We start from the raw sequence: 16,283 nt of genomic DNA on the forward strand, positions 1-16,283 counted from the left end.
GCAGCGAGCCCGGCGCGGTCAGGGGGTCGGGCACGATCAGGGGGTCGGGCACGATCAGGGGGTCGGGCACGATCAGGGGGTCGGGCACGATCAGGGGGTCGGGATGCCCGCCGGACGGTGGGGACGGGCCGGACGGTCGAAGCGGGCCGGGACGCCCGGTGAGTACAGGACGCTCACCGGTTCCCCCACCGGCCGCGGCAGGCCCGCCGCCGCCACCAGGTCCTCCTCGCACTCCACCAGCTCGGCCCGGTGCAGCGGCCAGCGTGGATGGGCGTTCGGCAGGTACATCGAGCGGCCGAAGAAGGCGCTGTGCATGCCCCAGCGCGCGGTCAGGAAGTGTTCCGACGCGGTGGGTTCGCCGATCCGTTCACCCACCCGCACGGTGAGCCGGCTGCTCGCCCCGCGCGGACCGGGCCAGCGGCGGCGGCTGGTGTACGTGACGGTGTCGGCGGCGGCGTCGATCGCCATACGGGACCACACGTAGGGCATCCGGAACCCGATCCGGCCCACCGCGACCGGCAGCAGCCGGGAGGCGTCGAGGGACCGGAAGACCACGCCCCGCCGGCCGTGCGCGTCCACCGAGTAGAGGCGGACGTTCGTCTCGGGAAAGGACCCCAGGTAGGGAACGCCCGGGAGGCGCAGCCAGCCGACGCGATGCATCCGGAACGCGACCAGCCCGACATAGGTCACCCCGTCCAGCGTGTCCGGCACGGTCCCCGGTGGCAGCAACCCGGCCACGTCGGCCGGGTCCGCGGCCCAGTGCACGAAGGTGAGGTCGAGCCAGGACTGGGTGAGCAAGGGCCGCGCTATCGCGTCCGGTGCGTCGGGCGTTATCGGATGCGGGGGAACCAGGGCCTGCGGCTGCGGTGTCGACGGCACGGCGCCAGTATCACAGAGGCCCGGCCCCGGCCTTCATGAGCCTGCCAGGCCAGTGGCGGGGCGGGCGGGGCGGGGCGGGCGGGGCGGGGCGGGGTGCCCACCGGCCCGGGCCGGAGACGAGGGGTCACGGCGGTGGGTCTCGGCGATCAGGCGCGTTGGGGTGCGGTGGGGTGGGGTGGGCTGGGCGATGACCGTGGGGGCTCGGGCGCGGAGGCCGGGGGGTGCTGTGGCCGAGGCCACGGCTGGGGTGGGGGCCCGGGCGTGGGACGCCGGTGGGGCGCTGTGGCCGAGGCCACGGCCGGGGTGGGGGCTCGGGCATGTCGCCCGGTGGGGGTCACGGGCTACGGTTTGCGCAGCTCCCCGTTCCTCTCCCGTTCCTCTCGCCGCACACCCCGGACGGCTCCGTGCTCGCAGATCTCTCCCCCGTCATCGCCGCCACCACCGAGTGGCTGACCCGCGCCTACCCGGCGAGCGGCGGCGCGCTCGCCTCCGCCCTGTGCGAGGCCCAGGCACGGCAGGCGGTGACCGTCGCGGCCTGGCTGCGCTATCCGACGGTCACGGACGCCGCGCTGCTCGGGATCGCGGGCCCGGGCGGCTCGGCCCGGCTGGACCGCATCGGCGGGGTGGACACGGACACCGGCCGGGGCACCGACGACTCGGCCTGGCGCAGCTGGGTGGACGAGGTCGTGGCGAGCTGGGCGGCCTGTCTGCTCGCCGATCCGGGACTGGCCGCGGGCGCGGTGGCCGGGCTCGCCGGGGGCGACCACACCCGGGGGACGGTGCCGGACTTCCGGCGTCTGGTCGCACCCGACCGGCGCGACCGGCAGGCGGCGGCGCTGCTGCGCCACCCCGACCTCCTCGCCTCCGTGGCCGGCCTCCACCACACTCAGCTTCTCGGCCGCCTCGGCCGGGGCAGCGCGCTCATCGCCTGACGGCCACCGGAGAGCGGCTCAGGGCGGCTCAGCCGGCCTTGCCACGGCCGGTCAGCGCGTCGCGCATGCGGTCGATCATCCCGACGCCCGGGGCCAGCATCTTGTTCGCCGGGGGCTTGTCCGGGGCGGCCGGGTGCGGACGGGTCGGGGCCGTCTTCTTCGCCTTGCGCACCTTGTCACCGAGGTCGTCGAGGGTGTCCGCCGGACACACCGCGCGCAGCCGCGGGAAGAGGTTCCGCTCCTCGTCGGCCACGTGCTCGCGGATCTCGCGCATGAGCATGCCGATGAGCCGGTCGAACTCGGGATCGTCCGCCTGACAGCCCTCCAGGTCCTTCATGAGCTGTTCGGCCCGCGCGTGGTCCTCGAGTTCCTTGTCGGCCAGCGCCTCGCCACCGGGTACGTGCTCACGTACCGCCGGGTAGAGGTACTCCTCCTCGGCCACCGAATGCCGGACCAGCTCCATCGTGGCCTGGTCCGCGTACAGCTTGCGGTCCTTGGCACCGGACGGCAGCGCCTCGATCCGGCCGAAGAACTCCTCGACCTCGTGGTGATCGGTCACCAGTTCGTCGATCACGTTCCCACCATGACCCATGTCCCACACCTCCAGCCTGGCACGGCGGCTCCGGACCGGAGCCGCCACGCCCCGAGTGCCCGGCATCGACAGATCGACACGACGGAACAGCACGGCCGACCGGCACGACCGATCGGCATGACACGGCCCGGTGAGCGGCCCGGCGCCGGAGTCCGTACCCGGGCCGGGGCGGCCCCGTCAGCGGGAGAGGCGGGCGTTCAGCCGGGCGGCCCGGCGGGTCAGGTGGTCGCGCTCGGCGAGGTCGGGTGCCTTCCGGGCCGCCTCGGCGTACAGCCGCGCCGCCGTCCTCAGGTCGCCGTCGCGTTCGTGGAGGTACGCCGCCACCGCGGTGTGGCGGGGCAGCGAGTCGTCCAGCTCCGCGAGCGCCGCCAGCCCGGCGCGCGGCCCGTCGGCCTCACCGACGGCCACCGCGCGGTTGAGCCGTACGACGGGGCTGCCGGTCAGCCCCGCCAGCTCGTCGTACCACTCGACGATCTGCACCCAGTCGGTCTCCCCGGCGGTCGGCGCGTCGGCGTGCAGCGCCGCGATCGCGGCCTGGGCCTGGAACTCGCCCAGCCGGTCGCGGGCGAGCGCCGCCTGGAGGATCACTACGCCCTCGGCGATCGCCCGCGTGTCCCACCGGCCGCGGTCCTGCTCGGCCAGCGGCACCAGGCTGCCGTCGGGCGCGATCCGGGCGGCGCGCCGGGCGTGGTGGAGCAGCATGAGGGCGAGCAGTCCCGCGACCTCGGGGTGGTCGATCGCCGCCGCGAGCTGCCGGGTGAGCCGGATGGCCTCGGCGGCGAGGTCGACGTCGCCGGAGTAGCCCTCGTTGAAGACCAGGTAGAGGACGCGCAGCACGGTGGCGACGTCGCCGTGCCGGTCGAAGCGCACGCCGGAGACGGTGCGCTTGGCCCGGCTGATGCGCTGCGCCATGGTCGCCTCGGGCACCAGGTAGGCCTGGGCGATCTGGCGGGTGGTCAGCCCGCCGACGGCGCGCAGCGTGAGCGCGACCGCGGACGACGCCGTCAGCGACGGGTGCGCGCACAGGAAGTAGAGCTGGAGCGTGTCGTCCGCCGCGGGCGCGGGCCCGGACGCCGGCTCCTCCTCGGCGAGGTCCTCGCGCCGGCGGCGGGCGGTGTCCGCCCGGGCCGCGTCGAGGAAACGGCGCCAGGCCACGGTGACCAGCCAGCCCTTCGCATCCCGCGGCGGGTCGGCCGGCCACACGCGGAGCGCCTCCACCAGCGCGTCCTGGACGGCGTCCTCGGCCGCCGCGAAGTCGGCTCCGCGGCGGACGAGGATCCCGAGCACGCTCGGTGTGAGGCTCCGGATCAGGGTCTCGTTCACTTCAGGGTGCACTCCGTGACCGTGGGGTGCGCGCCCAGGAAGGGACGCAGTTCGAGCCACTCGTGGATCGGCTTCCCGCCCTTGCCGGGCGCTGCCGACAGTTCCCCGGCCAGCTCGACGGCGCGCTCGTAGCTGTCGACGTCGATCACCATCCAGCCGGCGATGAGGTCCTTGGTCTCGGCGAACGGTCCGTCGGTGACCGGCGGGCGGCCCTCGCCGTCGTAGCGGACGAACGCCCCCTCGAAGGCGAGCGCCTGGCTGTCGACGAACTCGCCGGTCTTCTCGAGCCGGGCCGCGAAGTCGTTCATGTACTGCACGTGGGCCGAGATCTCCTCCGGCGTCCACTGGTCCATCGGCACGTTGTTGAGCGAAGCCGGGGCGCCGCGGTAGTGCTTGAGCAGCAGGTACTTGGCCATCGTCGTTCTCCTCGGTACGTGTGCGGCCCATTGTGGGCGCCTTCACCACGGGGACGGAGCCGTCCACGGGTTCTCGACATCGTCGGCGGAAGTCTTTTCCGGCTCCGCCGGACGACGCGGGTGGACCGGCCCCCTCCGCCGGCGTCTGGTAGCCGCCCGCGATTTCGGGGATGCTCGAAGGGAACGCGGAACACGCCCGATCCTGGGATCGAGACACCGACCTGAGGAAACGGGGGTCAGAGGCTCCTTTGTCGGCTCCTTTGTCAGTCTCATCAGGAGGTACCCATGAAGATGCTGATCAACGTCGCGGAGACCGTGGTCGCGGACGCGCTGCGTGGAATGGCGGCCGCCCATCCCGAGCTGACCGTCGACGTCGAGAACCGGGTGATCGTGCGGCGGGACGCTCCGGTGGCGGGCAGGGTGGCGCTGGTGTCCGGCGGCGGCTCGGGGCACGAGCCGCTGCACGGTGGATTCGTCGGGCCCGGAATGCTCTCGGCGGCCTGCCCGGGTGAGGTGTTCACCTCACCGGTGCCGGATCAGATGGTGCGTGCCGCGGCGGCCGTCGACAGCGGGGCGGGAGTGCTGTTCGTCGTCAAGAACTACACGGGCGACGTGCTCAACTTCGACATGGCCGCCGAGCTGGCCGAGGACGAGGGCATCCAGGTCGCGAAGGTCCTGGTCGACGACGACGTCGCCGTGACCGACAGCCTCTACACGGCGGGGCGGCGCGGCACGGGCGCGACCCTGTTCGTGGAGAAGATCGCGGGCGCGGCCGCCGAGGAGGGACAGCCGCTGGAGCGGGTCGAGGCACTCGCCCGGCAGGTCAACGAGAACTCCCGCAGCTTCGGTGTGGCGCTCAGCGCGTGCACCACACCGGCCAAGGGCAGCCCGACCTTCGACCTGCCGGCCGGCGAGCTGGAACTGGGTGTCGGCATCCACGGGGAGCCCGGGCGGGAGCGCCGGGCGATGATGACGTCCGGCGAGATCGCCGACTTCGCGATCCACGCGATCCTGGACGACATGACGCCCCGCAATCCCGTGCTCCTGCTGGTCAACGGCATGGGCGCGACACCCCTGCTGGAGCTGTACGGCTTCAACGCCGAGGTGCACCGTCTGCTTGCCGAGCGCGGGGTGGTGGTCGCCCGTACGCTCGTGGGCAACTACGTGACGTCCCTGGACATGGCCGGCGCCTCGGTGAGCCTGTGCCAGGTGGACGAGGAGCTGCTGCGGCTGTGGGACGCGCCGGTGAAGACCCCCGGGCTGCGCTGGGGTGTGTGAGACAGGGACAGGGACAGGCGCTCCGACCGTACCGACCATGCAAGGAGATCCCGTGCTCGACGCCGACTTCTTCCGCCGTTGGATGACCGCGAGCGCCGCGTCCGTCGACCGCGAGGCGGACCGGCTCACGGCCCTCGACTCACCCATCGGGGACGCCGATCACGGCAGCAACCTCCGGCGTGGCTTCACCGCCGTGACCGCGGCGCTGGAGAAGGAGGCACCCGAGACGCCGGGCGCCGTCCTGGTGCTCGCGGGACGCCAGCTGATCTCGACGGTCGGCGGGGCTTCGGGACCCCTGTACGGCACGCTGCTGCGCCGGACCGGGAAGGCGCTCGGGGACGCGGCCGAGGTGGACGAGGGGCGGTTTGCCGAGGCGCTGCGTGCCGGGGTGGACGCGGTGATGCAGCTCGGAGGTGCCGCGCCCGGCGACAAGACGATGATCGACGCGCTGGTGCCGGCCGTCGACGCCCTTCCCGAGGGTTTCGCCGCCGCCCGGGCCGCCGCCGAGCGGGGCGCCGAGGCGACGACGCCGCTCCAGGCCCGCAAGGGCCGGGCCAGCTATCTCGGCGAGCGCAGCATCGGGCACCAGGATCCGGGCGCCACCTCGTCGGCGCTGCTCATCGCGGCCCTCGCCGACACCGGCGCCGACGCGGGTGGGAAGTGAGGTACCGGTGAGTGACGAGAAGCTGGTGGGCGTCGTGCTGGTGTCGCACAGCGCGCAGGTCGCGTCCGCGGTGGCCGAGCTGGCGCTGGGCCTCGTGGGCGGCGGTGCGGCGGTGCCGGTCGCCGCGGCGGGCGGTACGGAGGCAGGCGGGCTGGGTACGAGCGCCGAGCTGGTCACGGCCGCCGCCGCCTCGGTGGACCGGGGCGCCGGGGTCGCGGTCCTCGTCGATCTGGGCAGCGCCGTCCTCACGGTCAAGGCACTGCTCGCAGAGGGCGACGAACTGCCCGGCACCGCACGGCTGGTGGACGCCCCGTTCGTCGAGGGCGCGGTGGCCGCGGTGGTGACGGCGGCGACCGGAGCCGACCTGGACGCGGTGGAGGCGGCGGCCGTGGAGGCGTACGGCTACCGGAAGGTGTGACGCGGCCCGCCGGCGCGTGAGACGGGTCAGGTCAGTTCCCCCGACGCCACCACGTTCACGCGCCCTCCTCGTCGCCTTCGGCCCCGTCCCCCTCATCCGTGCCGCCCGCCTCGTCCGGCGCGGTGTCCCGGCCCTCCCGGGCCTCCGCGTCGTCGGTGTCGTCGGTGTCGTCGGTGTCGTCCGACGATGCCTGCGGGGCCTCGTCCTCCCTCGGTGTCGTCAGGTCCTCCGGCACTTCGGTACGGGCCCGGCCCCCGCCCTTGCCGGCCGCGCGGCCTTCGCTTCCGGCGCCCGTGCGCCGCGCCGCGCCGCGCTCGCGCTGCGACGGCTCCGTGAGCCCGCCCGGCGCCCATTCGTCCTCGGGTTCCTGCGACTTCTGCGGCACCTGTGGCACCTGTGGCACCTGCGACTCCTGTGGCGGGCGGGGCTGTTCCTGCACGCCGCGCACGAAGAGCCGCGCCAGCCGCTCCCCCACCTCCACCGCCGAGGCGTGGCTCTCGATGGGGGTCGCCCGGGAGTCCTTGAAGACGATGTACGTGACGCCGGAGGGAGTGCCGCCGCCGCGCGGGTCGGGACGGATGCCGAGCGCCTTGGCGGTGGCGTACGACGCCTCGCCGATGATCCCGCTCGGTCCCGTGTCGCCGACGACCGCGTACTGCACCCGGTCCCGGTAGACGACGGCCGCGACCGAGCCCCCGCGCACCCCGTGGTCGCGGTGGTCCCAGAGGTCGCTCACCCCGGGCACCACGATGTACGGCAGGGTCTCGGCGCTCAGATAGCGGCCGTCGGACTGCTGATAGGCCGTCGCGCCGGAGAACAGCGGGTCGGTACGGCTGTTGCACTCCGGGCCCGGACGGCCGTCGCAGTCGATGTCCATGTCGGCCGTCCAGAACACCGCCTCGTCGGTGCCGCAGACCGGGATGGTGGCCGGCGCCCCCTCGTCCGGGCGGTAGCGGCCGCGCGAGACGGGGGCGCAGTCGCGGACCCGGGCCAGCAGGTCGGCGGCGCGGATCGAACCTTCCTGCCGGGGCGCCGGAGCCCCGAGGGCGCCCGCCGACGGATGCGGGACGGCGGGCGAGGTGGTCGGGGCCAGCAGGGCAAGGCCGGCCGCGGCCAGCGTCAGCGACTGGACGCGCACGATACGGACCCTCTCGTGGGGGCATTGACGGACACCCGGAACAATCTGGTGTCGATCACGCCTGGGGGCCAGCCCGAAGGGGCCGTACGGAGCACGAGGAGCATCCTCGGGGAGTCCGACGGGGCGACAGAGGGCCGGAGGCCCGGACGCCGTCGCGGCCGGGCCCCGGCCACTGTGCCGGCGCGGGATCAGCGACGACAGCGGTCCGCGCCACCGGCTTGAACTCGGAAACGCACAGGGCGAGTTCGAGCCGGAAGGAACTTCAGCATACGTACCCTCCGGAAGCGGTCGCCGAGGGCGGTCCCGCTGCCCCGCCCTCTTGATGTGTGTGCACCACCACGCCATATTGGTCCGGACCATTGCCGCCGTGCCGGGCCGGGAGGCGAAGCCGTGCGACGCGTTGCGCTGTGGGTCGTGGTGTGCGGCCTGGTGACGGCCCTGTGCTGCGGGTGCGGGGGCGGGAGCCGGGACGACGGACGGGCGCCGGGCGCCCCGACCGGGGTCACCGCGGAGGCCGGGAGCGCGACGAGCGTGCACGTCATGTGGAACGCGGTCGACGCGCACCCCGCGGTCGGCGCCTACGAGGTGTACCGCGGTTCCGAGAAGGTCCAGGAGGTGCCCGGCTCCGCGCACATGCTGGACGTGGTCCGCCTCTCCCCGTCGACCACGTACGTCTTCACCGTGCGGGCCCGCGACGGCGACGGGCGGCTCGGTCCGCGCAGCCGGGAGGTGCGGGTGACCACACCGGCGGCCGCCGCCGCGGACCGCTCGCCCCCGACCCCGCCGGGCGCGGTGACCGGCCGGGCGGCAGGGAGCCGGGCCGTCCAGCTGTCCTGGACGCCGGCCACGGACGACCGGAAGGTGGTGTCCTACGACGTCTACCAGGGCGGCGTGCGGATCCACAGCGTCGGCGGGGGTCAGACGGCGACGGTCGTCACCGGGCTGCGTCCCGGCGCGCGCTACTCGTTCACCGTCCGGGCCAGGGACGCGGCCGACAACGTCTCGCCCGCCGGCCCGCCCGTGCGCCTGACCACCGCGCCGGGTGACGACGAGGGGGCGGAGACCGCGCCGGCCGAGTTCCGGGCGAGCGCCCGCCGTGCCGACGGGGCGTACTACCTCGACCTTTCGTGGGTGCCGCCCCGGGTGGACGGTGTGGTCACGGAGTACGAGATCCAGCTCGACGGGCAGGCGGCCACCTCGCTGGTGTGGGGCGGGACCCCGCCGCGGGGAAGGGCGACGTACAGCTTCTACGTGGGGCGGGAGGCGGGGGCCGGACATCGGGTGCGGCTGCGGGCCCGGCTGCCGGACGGGACATGGGGCGCGTTCTCGGCGGAGCGGACGGTGACGACGGGCGCGCCGCGCTGAGCGTTCGTGACGACGGGCGGGCCGCGCCGAGCGGACGGTCACGACGGGCGCACCGTGCCGAGCGGACGGCCGGCGGCCCGCCGTCACCTCCGGCCGCGGCCGGGCCACGGGCCGGTCACCGCGCGGGGAGGGCGGTCCGCATGGGCCGTCCGAAGGAATCCGTCACCTGGGCGGTGGCCGTCCGCATGCGGGGCGGGACCGGGGCGCGTTGGCTTCCCGTGAGGCAGCACGGGCGTACCCGACCTTCGGCGGCGCAAGGGATGTACCGCCAACCGTGCCGCCGCCGGAGGACATCCGATGCGCACTTCCCCTTTCCTCGTCCGCACAGGGCTGACCGTCGCAGCCGCCGCCGCTCTGCCGCTCGCCCTCACCGCCCAGCCGGCCGTGGCCCGCGCCTCGGGCATCTCCGTGAGCACGACCGGCTCCACGGTGTCGGTCGTGACCAGCGCCTGCACCCAGATCAACGGCAGCTGGGGCACGGCGGCGCTGCTCGGCAGCGCCCAGGCGAGTTTCGCCCAGGGGCGCCAGGTCGCCCTGTCCGGGACGGCGGCCGGCCAGTCCGCCGCCTGGTCCGGCGTCTCCCCGGGCACGTACACCGTGGTCGTCATGTGCTCCAACGGGAGCACCGCGGGCACCCAGTCGGTGATCGTGTCGACCCCGGCCACGGCCTCCCCGAGGGTCACGGCGACGCCCACGCCCTCACGCGGCGTCATGGGCGGCCTCGGTGGCGCGGCCCGCGACCTCGGCCCCGTCGCCATGGGGGTGGGCGGGGCGCTGGTGGGGACGGGCGTCATCGCGGCGGCCTGGTTCCTGCGCCGCCGCTCGAAGCCGTACCGGCTCTAGGCCGTGTCCTCCACGACGGGCAGTTCCTCCACGGCCTCGGTGAGCCACTGCGTCCAGAAGGTCTCCAGCTCGATGCCCGCGCGCAGGACCAGGTGCTGGAGCCTGGCCTGCGCGCTGTGGTCGCCGGGCGGGAAGTCGCGCTTCTCGATCTCCTCGTACTCGGCCAGCTGCCGCCGGTGCAGCTCGAGATGGCGGCGCAGGTCGGCCTCGAGGCCCGCGGTGCCGACGACCGCCGCGGCGCGCAGCCGCAGCAGCATCGCGTCACGGTGCGGCTTCGGGTCCTGGGCGGCCGCCGTCCACCGGGCGAGTTCGGCGCGTCCCGCGGGCAGCACCTCGTAGGCCTTCTTCTGCCCGCGGGCCGGCGCCTCCGTCGGCAGGGCGCGGATGTGCCCCTCGGACTCCAGTTTTCCCAGCTCGCGATAGATCTGCTGGTGCGTGGCCGACCAGAAGTAGCCGATCGACCGGTCGAACCTGCGGGTCAGATCCAGCCCCGACGAGGGCCTCTCGAGCAGGGCGGTGAGGATCGCGTGCGGGAGTGACATGCAGTCATCCTAGGGAGGCGCCGGCCCGGTCCTACAGCGCCGCCGCGAGTTCCGTGCCCTGCTGGATGGCGCGCTTGGCGTCCAGTTCGGCGGCGACGTCGGCACCCCCGATGAGATGCACCTTTGCGCCGCCGGCGACCAGCGCCTCGTACAGGTCCCGGCGCGGGTCCTGGCCCGTGCACAGCACGATGGTGTCGACCTCCAGGACCGTGCTCTGCCCGCCGACGGTGAGGTGCAGCCCGGCGTCGTCGATCCGGTCGTAGCGCACCCCGGGAACCATCGTGACGCCCCGGTGCTTGAGCTCGGTGCGGTGGATCCAGCCGGTGGTCTTGCCGAGGCCCGCGCCGACCTTGCCGGTCTTGCGCTGGAGGAGGTGGACCGTGCGCGGCGGGGCCGGGCGCTCGGGGGCGGTGAGACCGCCGGGGCCCTGGTAGTCCATGTCGACGCCCCACTGGCGGAAGTAGGCCGCCGGGTCCTCGCTCGCCTTGTCGCCGCCGTCGGTGAGGAACTCGGCGACGTCGAAGCCGATGCCGCCCGCGCCGAGGATCGCGACGCGGTCGCCGACGGGGGCGCCGTCGCGCAGGACGTCGAGGTAGCCGACGACGCTCGGGTGGTCCACGCCGGGGATGTCGGGGGTGCGGGGGCTGACGCCGGTGGCGACGACGACCTCGTCGTAGTCGGCCAGATCCTCCGCGGCGACGTGTGTGTCGAGTCGTACGTCCACGCCGTGCGCGTCGAGCTGGTGGCGGAAGTAGCGCAGCGTCTCGTCGAACTCCTGCTTGCCGGGGACCTTGCGGGCCACGTTGAGCTGGCCGCCGATCTCGCTCGCCGCGTCGAGGAGCGTGACGTCATGGCCGCGTTCGGCGGCGCTCACGGCGCAGGCCAGACCCGCCGGGCCGGCGCCGACCACCGCGACCCGCTTGCGCAGCCGGGTCGGGGCGAGGACCAGCTCGGTCTCGTGGCAGGCGCGCGGATTGACCAGGCAGGAGGTGATCTTTCCGCTGAAGGTGTGGTCGAGGCAGGCCTGGTTGCAGCCGATGCAGGTGTTGATGGCCTCGGGCCGGCCGGCCGCGGCCTTGGCCACGAACTCGGGGTCGGCGAGCATCGGACGGGCCATCGACACCATGTCCGCGCAGCCGTCGGCGAGCAGTTCCTCGGCGACTTCGGGGGTGTTGATGCGGTTGGTGGTGACGAGGGGGACGGAGACCGCGCCCATGAGCTTCTTCGTCACCCAGGTGTAGGCGCCGCGCGGCACGGAGGTGGCGATGGTGGGGATGCGCGCCTCGTGCCAGCCGATACCGGTGTTGATGATGGTGGCCCCGGCCGACTCGACGGCCTTCGCGAGGGTGACGACCTCGTCGAGGGTCGAGCCGCCGGGCACCAGGTCCAGCATGGACAGCCGGTAGATGACGATGAAGTCCTCGCCGACCGCCTCGCGCACCCGCCGCACGATCTCGACGGGGAAGCGCGTCCGGTTCTCGTACGAGCCGCCCCAGCGGTCGGTGCGGTGGTTGGTCGGGGCGGCGATGAACTCGTTGATGAGGTAGCCCTCGGAGCCCATGATCTCGACGCCGTCGTAACCGGCCTGCCGGGCGAGGCGGGCGGCGCGGACGTAGTCCTCGATCGTGCGCTCGACGTCGGCGTCGGTGAGCTCGCGGGGCGGGAAGGGGCTGATCGGCGCCTGGAGCGGGCTGGGTGCGACCAGGTCCTGGTGGTAGGCGTACCGGCCGAAGTGCAGGATCTGCATCGCGATGCGGCCGCCCTCGCGGTGCACGGCCTCGGTGATCGCCCGGTGCTGCTCGGCCTCCGCCTCCGTGGTGAGCTTCGCGCCCCCCTCGTAGGGCCGGCCCTCGTCGTTGGGGGCGATGCCGCCGGTGACGATGAGGCCCACTCCCCCGCGTGCCCGGGCGGCGTAGAACGCGGCCATGCGCTCGAAGCCGCGCTCGGCCTCCTCGAGGCCGACGTGCATCGAGCCCATCAGGACGCGGTTGGGCAGCGTGGTGAAGCCCAGGTCGAGCGGGCTCAGCAGGTGCGGGTAACGGCTCATGACAGCCCTCCGTGCGCGGTGTCTTCCCTCCAGTTCTAGAGGACCGCGCACGGGTTGTGCAACTAGTTGCACAATGGGATCGGGGTCATGTGCCGCAGGTCACCGGCGCCGCCGCCTCACCGGCTCTCCAGCAGGACGTGCAGCTCCCGCTCCTGGTCGCCGGAGGCCGAGGAGAGGTCGCGCACCGCGAATACCGAGTCCAGCGTCGAGCGGAGCCGCTCGATCGCCCAGTAGCTGCCCTGCGCGTCGGCCTCCACGGAGGACGAGAGCCGGGCCGGCCGGGCGCAGTCGCGCGTCTCGGTCACCTCGAAGGTGCCGAGCCACACCATCGGACGGCTCTCGTGCAGTTGCTGCGGCACCTCGTCGCTGGCGCGGTCCGACTCGAAGCACTCGCTCAGCGTGTCGAACACGATCCGGGCGTCCTCCTTGCTGCATCCGCTGATCTCGACGGAGACGGACTCCTCGTGCGGTCGTTCGCGATCCATCGTGATCGCTCCTCTCGTGGGATGTGACGCGGAGGTGCGGGTTCCCCGCGAACCGCGCCACATCCCCAGAAAAGCACCACTTTCCGAGTGGGACCAGCGACAGGAGGGGCGCCGGAGGCCCGGCCGTCCCCCGGTCAGCTCCGCGTGAGGCGGTAGGTCTTGCTGTCGGTCAGCACACAGAACCCGGGCGACACGACGATCACGCGCAGAGTGCCGGAACGGCGGTCGTAGTCGATGCCCTCGGCCTCGAACGTCCCCGAGCAGGAGCTGCGCAGCGGAAGCTGGCGCAGGGCGGTGACATGGCCGGTGACGTCGGAGGTGCCGTTCGGTTCGGCGGACAGGTCGATCTGCAGGAGGGGCTTGGTGATGCCGAAGAGGGTGCCCGCCGGGTCGTCGGAGGCGCACAGCAGGGTGGTCGGGCCGGTGAAGTCGCAGCCCTGGACGTCGCGCACCGCATGGTCGAGGCGGACGGTCGACACCTGCGGCAGGTTCGCGGAGGGCGAGGTGGCGGGGTTGGCGCCCGGGGTCGGGAAGACCAGGAACCGGGTCATGGTGCCCCACTCCCCGGACAGCATCCACTGACCGTTCGGGGTGATCGCCGACCAGGAGTTGTTCAGGGCCTCACCCGGGCCGAGCGCGTGGACGTACTCCGACCAGGCGCCCCCCGGCGCCTGCACGCGGTACATCTTCGCGTTGTTCGAGTCGCTCTGGTACGGCTCGACGTAATAGCCGTCGTAGGAGGCGTCGGGGTCGCCGACGTGGTTCCAGCCGCGGGTGGAGACGGAGAAGGGGATGGTGCCGATGCCGGTGTAGCGGTTGGCGCTGCCCGCCGGGACCTCGACCGAGGTCAGGCCCTGGCTCTCGGTCAGCGGGTCGGCGCGGTCGGAGCCGACCTCGGTCCAGGTGTCGGCGGCCGCGGCGGGCGGGGCCGCGGAGAGGACGGCGAACGTCGCCGCGGCCAGCGCCAGGGAGGCGGTGCGGGCGGCGGTGCGGGCGATGCCGGCCGTGGTGCGACGGCGGCGGGCAGGACGCAGGGGCATGGGACTCCTCGTCGAGGGGGGTGGGGCGCGCTCGGCGGACAGTCTGGCCCGGCGGGATAGTCATGTACAGACCAATTCCATGGACGGGTGCGGGCCTTGAGGAGAACGGCGCGCGACGCCGTACTGGAGGAGCATGAAGAAGGGCGCCCAAGGCGTGGGAGAAAAGGGTTGAGCACGGTAGAACAGGGGAGTCGGCACGGGGGACGGCGTGCCGCGTCGATATGCGGAGGCGGTGCGTGGCATGAGCGGAGCCGGATCGTCCGCGGCTGAGGGCGCTGGCCCGACCGGGCCCAGCGGCCTGCTGGACGTGCTCAACGTGGCTTCTGTGGTGCTCGACACCCAGGGGCGGATCGCCCTGTGGAGCCCCCAGGCCGAGGAGTTGTTCGGGTACTCGGCCCATGAGGCGCTGGGGCGGTACGCGGCCCATGTGATGGTGCACGAACGGCACGTCGACCTGGTCGTGCAGCTGTTCGCCGATGTCATGGCCACCGGCGAGAGCTGGGCGGGGGCCTTCCCGATCCTGCGCAAGGACGGCACCACCCGGCTGGTGGAGTTCCGCAACATGCGCCTCATGGACGACCGGGGCGACGTCTACGCCCTGGGTCTCGCCACCGACCGGACGACGGTGCGCCGGCTCGAACGCGACCTCGCGCTGTCGACGCGGATGGTCGCGCAGTCCCCCAACGGCCTCGCCGTCCTGGACACCGAACTGCGGTACGTCTCGGTCAACCCTGCGCTGGAGCGGATCAACGGCGTTCCGGCCGCGGATCACCTCGGCCGGACCGTCCACGAGGTACTGCCCCGGCTGGACGCGGAGGCGCTGGAGGCGGCGGCGCGCCAGGTGCTGCGGACCGGGGAGCCGCTCGTCGACCGGTCCATGGTCGGCCGCACCCCCGCCGACCCCGACGAGGACCACGTCTGGTCGCTCTCCCTGTACCGCCTGGAGGACGCCCGCGGCACCGTGCTGGGCGTGGCCGTCTCGGTCGTCGACGTCACCGACCGGCACCACGCCGCCGTCGAGGCCGAGGCGGCGCGCCGCCGGCTGGCCCTGATAGCGGACGCCTCCGCCCGGATCGGCACCAGCCTGGACCTGGAGCGCACCGCCTTCGAACTGGCCGACGTGGCCGTGCCGGAACTGGCGGACGTGGCCGCGGTGGATCTGCTCGACGCGGTGATGGCGGGCCGCCGCACCAGCCTCGGGCCCGCCGAGTCGGCCGTGATCCGCGCCCTCGCGGTGTGCGGCACCGACGAGCCCGACGCCCTGCGGGCCGCCGACCAGCCCGGCCAGGTGGCCCGCTACGCGCCCGACCGGCTCGTCACCGAGTGCGTACGCTCGGGCCGGCCGGTCATGGTGGCCCAGGTCAAGGACGAGGACCTCGGGCGCATCGCCCACTCCCCCGAGGCGGCCGCCCTGCTGGCGCGGGCCGGCGTGCACTCCTATCTGGCCGTGCCGCTCATCGCGCGCGGCGAGGTGCTGGGCGCCCTCGACCTCAAACGGACCCGCAACCCCCTGCCGTTCGGCCACGACGACCTGCTGCTCGCGCGCGAGCTGGCGGCCCGGGCGGCCGTCCAGATCGACAACGCCCGCTGGTACCAGAGTGCCCGCACCACCGCGCTCACCCTCCAGCGCAGCCTGCTGCCGAGCCATCCGCCCGTCACGGGCGGTCTCGAGGTCGCCTCCCGCTACCAGCCCGCGGGCGCCACCACCGAGGTCGGCGGCGACTGGTTCGACGTCATCCCGCTCCCGGACGGCAAGACGGCGCTCGTCGTCGGTGACGTGATGGGCAGCGGGATCGACGCCGCGGCCACGATGGGCCGGCTGCGCACCGCGACGACCACCCTGGCCTCCCTCGACCTCGACCCGGCGGTCCTCCTGGAACACCTGGACCGGATCACCCAGGGCCTGGACCACTCCATCGCCACCTGCGTGTACGCCGTGCACGATCCCCGGCTGGGGAGATGCCGGATCGCCAACGCCGGCCATCTGCCGCCGGTGCACATCCGCCCGAGCCGTCCGCCGGAGCTGCTCGACCTGCCCACCGGCGCGCCGCTGGGCGTGGGCGGGGTGCCGTTCTCCACGACCGACGTCGACTTCGCCCCCGGCGACCAGCTCGTGCTGTACACCGACGGCCTGGTCGAGACCCGCACCCACTCGCTCGACGAACGTCTGGAGGCGCTGCTGACGCTGCTCGACGATCCCGCGCGGCCGCTGGAGGAGGTGTGCGACCTGCTGCTGAGCGCGTTGCACCACCCCGACAACCACGACGACGTGGCTCTGCTGGTGGCGCGTGCGCGGGCCGGGGAGTGAGCGGCGCCGCCGT

The 16,283-nt window shown here is 73.7% G+C and carries 15 protein-coding genes and 1 pseudogene; 7 read left to right on the top strand and 9 right to left on the bottom strand.

All coding sequences use genetic code 11. The features are described from left to right. Positions 1–90 precede the first annotated feature (90 nt). Positions 91–879: a DUF2071 domain-containing protein gene (locus ASD48_RS31580; RefSeq protein WP_057605223.1), complete on the bottom strand. Its 789-nt coding sequence runs from the start codon at positions 877–879 to the stop codon at positions 91–93. Positions 880–1,283: 404 nt separating this feature from the next. On the opposite strand from ASD48_RS31580, the gene ASD48_RS31585 reads away from it, so the two are divergent. Further along, positions 1,284–1,811 carry a hypothetical protein gene (locus tag ASD48_RS31585; protein WP_057605224.1) on the top strand — a complete coding sequence of 176 codons (528 nt, stop codon included), beginning with the start codon at positions 1,284–1,286 and terminating at the stop codon, positions 1,809–1,811. Between the two features lie 28 nt (positions 1,812–1,839). On the opposite strand, the gene ASD48_RS31590 is transcribed toward ASD48_RS31585, so the two are convergent. The 3 genes from ASD48_RS31590 to ASD48_RS31600 all read right to left on the bottom strand — a co-directional run bounded on the left by ASD48_RS31590 (position 1,840) and on the right by ASD48_RS31600 (position 4,142). Next, a complete protein-coding gene (locus ASD48_RS31590) occupies positions 1,840–2,403 on the bottom strand; it encodes a hemerythrin domain-containing protein (protein WP_057605225.1) in 564 nt (187 codons plus the stop codon). 177 nt (positions 2,404–2,580) lie between these two features. Continuing rightward, on the bottom strand, positions 2,581–3,726 hold the full coding sequence (locus ASD48_RS31595; protein WP_057605226.1) for a DUF6596 domain-containing protein: 1,146 nt from the start codon (positions 3,724–3,726) through the stop codon (positions 2,581–2,583). Continuing rightward, positions 3,723–4,142 carry a YciI family protein gene (locus ASD48_RS31600; protein WP_057605227.1) on the bottom strand — a complete coding sequence of 140 codons (420 nt, stop codon included), beginning with the start codon at positions 4,140–4,142 and terminating at the stop codon, positions 3,723–3,725. Before ASD48_RS31600 ends, ASD48_RS31595 begins: the two co-directional genes overlap by 4 nt. Before the next feature lie 285 nt (positions 4,143–4,427). On the opposite strand from ASD48_RS31600, the gene dhaK reads away from it, so the two are divergent. The 3 genes from dhaK to ASD48_RS31615 are packed head-to-tail and all read left to right on the top strand — an operon-like array spanning position 4,428 to position 6,502. Continuing rightward, on the top strand, positions 4,428–5,420 hold the full coding sequence (gene dhaK / locus ASD48_RS31605) for a dihydroxyacetone kinase subunit DhaK (RefSeq protein ID WP_057605228.1): 993 nt from the start codon (positions 4,428–4,430) through the stop codon (positions 5,418–5,420). Positions 5,421–5,472: 52 nt separating this feature from the next. Continuing rightward, a complete protein-coding gene (gene dhaL, locus ASD48_RS31610; RefSeq protein ID WP_057605229.1) occupies positions 5,473–6,084 on the top strand; it encodes a dihydroxyacetone kinase subunit DhaL in 612 nt (203 codons plus the stop codon). A 7-nt stretch (positions 6,085–6,091) separates the two neighbouring features. Next, entirely contained in the window at positions 6,092–6,502 is a 411-nt protein-coding gene (locus ASD48_RS31615) for a PTS fructose transporter subunit IIA (protein ID WP_057605230.1), read from the top strand. Positions 6,503–6,941: 439 nt separating this feature from the next. On the opposite strand, the pseudogene ASD48_RS45775 reads toward ASD48_RS31615, so the two are convergent. Further along, positions 6,942–7,640: pseudogene (locus ASD48_RS45775) on the bottom strand (glycoside hydrolase family 75 protein); the annotation flags it as partial. Positions 7,641–8,057: 417 nt separating this feature from the next. Here ASD48_RS45775 and ASD48_RS31625 point away from each other — a divergent pair. Next, positions 8,058–9,005, top strand: a complete 948-nt coding sequence (locus tag ASD48_RS31625) for a fibronectin type III domain-containing protein (RefSeq protein WP_107104463.1) — start codon at positions 8,058–8,060, stop codon at positions 9,003–9,005. 297 nt (positions 9,006–9,302) lie between these two features. Continuing rightward, a complete protein-coding gene (locus ASD48_RS31630) occupies positions 9,303–9,848 on the top strand; it encodes a hypothetical protein (RefSeq protein ID WP_057605232.1) in 546 nt (181 codons plus the stop codon). Here the strand turns inward: ASD48_RS31630 and ASD48_RS31635 are convergent. The 4 genes from ASD48_RS31635 to ASD48_RS31650 form a co-directional block, all read right to left on the bottom strand. Further along, positions 9,845–10,390: a PadR family transcriptional regulator gene (locus tag ASD48_RS31635; protein ID WP_057605233.1), complete on the bottom strand. Its 546-nt coding sequence runs from the start codon at positions 10,388–10,390 to the stop codon at positions 9,845–9,847. The two genes, ASD48_RS31630 and ASD48_RS31635, sit on opposite strands and share 4 nt — an antisense overlap. 31 nt (positions 10,391–10,421) lie before the next feature. Next, complete coding sequence (locus ASD48_RS31640) at positions 10,422–12,437, bottom strand: NADPH-dependent 2,4-dienoyl-CoA reductase (protein ID WP_057605234.1); 2,016 nt, start codon at positions 12,435–12,437, stop codon at positions 10,422–10,424. A gap of 116 nt (positions 12,438–12,553) precedes the next feature. Then, positions 12,554–12,922, bottom strand: a complete 369-nt coding sequence (locus ASD48_RS31645; RefSeq protein ID WP_057605235.1) for a hypothetical protein — start codon at positions 12,920–12,922, stop codon at positions 12,554–12,556. Positions 12,923–13,056: 134 nt separating this feature from the next. After that, entirely contained in the window at positions 13,057–13,962 is a 906-nt protein-coding gene (locus tag ASD48_RS31650) for a hypothetical protein (RefSeq protein ID WP_057605236.1), read from the bottom strand. A gap of 241 nt (positions 13,963–14,203) precedes the next feature. Between ASD48_RS31650 and ASD48_RS31655 the strand changes: the two genes are divergently transcribed. Beyond that, the gene (locus ASD48_RS31655) at positions 14,204–16,270 is read left to right on the top strand and encodes a SpoIIE family protein phosphatase (protein ID WP_057605237.1); all 2,067 of its coding nucleotides are present in this window, start codon (positions 14,204–14,206) and stop codon (positions 16,268–16,270) included. Positions 16,271–16,283: the final 13 nt, after the last annotated feature.

This window comes from Streptomyces sp. Root1310 (assembly GCF_001426425.1).
GTDB lineage: Bacteria > Actinomycetota > Actinomycetes > Streptomycetales > Streptomycetaceae > Streptomyces.

Coding starts and splice junctions, on each gene's coding strand:
- ASD48_RS31590 (WP_057605225.1), bottom strand. CDS start 2,403: ATGGGTCATGGTGGGAACGTGATCGACGAACTGGTGACCGATCACCAC.
- ASD48_RS31600 (WP_057605227.1), bottom strand. CDS start 4,142: ATGGCCAAGTACCTGCTGCTCAAGCACTACCGCGGCGCCCCGGCTTCG.
- dhaK (WP_057605228.1), top strand. CDS start 4,428: ATGAAGATGCTGATCAACGTCGCGGAGACCGTGGTCGCGGACGCGCTG.
- ASD48_RS31630 (WP_057605232.1), top strand. CDS start 9,303: ATGCGCACTTCCCCTTTCCTCGTCCGCACAGGGCTGACCGTCGCAGCC.
- ASD48_RS31635 (WP_057605233.1), bottom strand. CDS start 10,390: ATGTCACTCCCGCACGCGATCCTCACCGCCCTGCTCGAGAGGCCCTCG.
- ASD48_RS31640 (WP_057605234.1), bottom strand. CDS start 12,437: ATGAGCCGTTACCCGCACCTGCTGAGCCCGCTCGACCTGGGCTTCACC.
- ASD48_RS31645 (WP_057605235.1), bottom strand. CDS start 12,922: ATGGATCGCGAACGACCGCACGAGGAGTCCGTCTCCGTCGAGATCAGC.
- ASD48_RS31650 (WP_057605236.1), bottom strand. CDS start 13,962: ATGCCCCTGCGTCCTGCCCGCCGCCGTCGCACCACGGCCGGCATCGCC.
- ASD48_RS31655 (WP_057605237.1), top strand. CDS start 14,204: ATGAGCGGAGCCGGATCGTCCGCGGCTGAGGGCGCTGGCCCGACCGGG.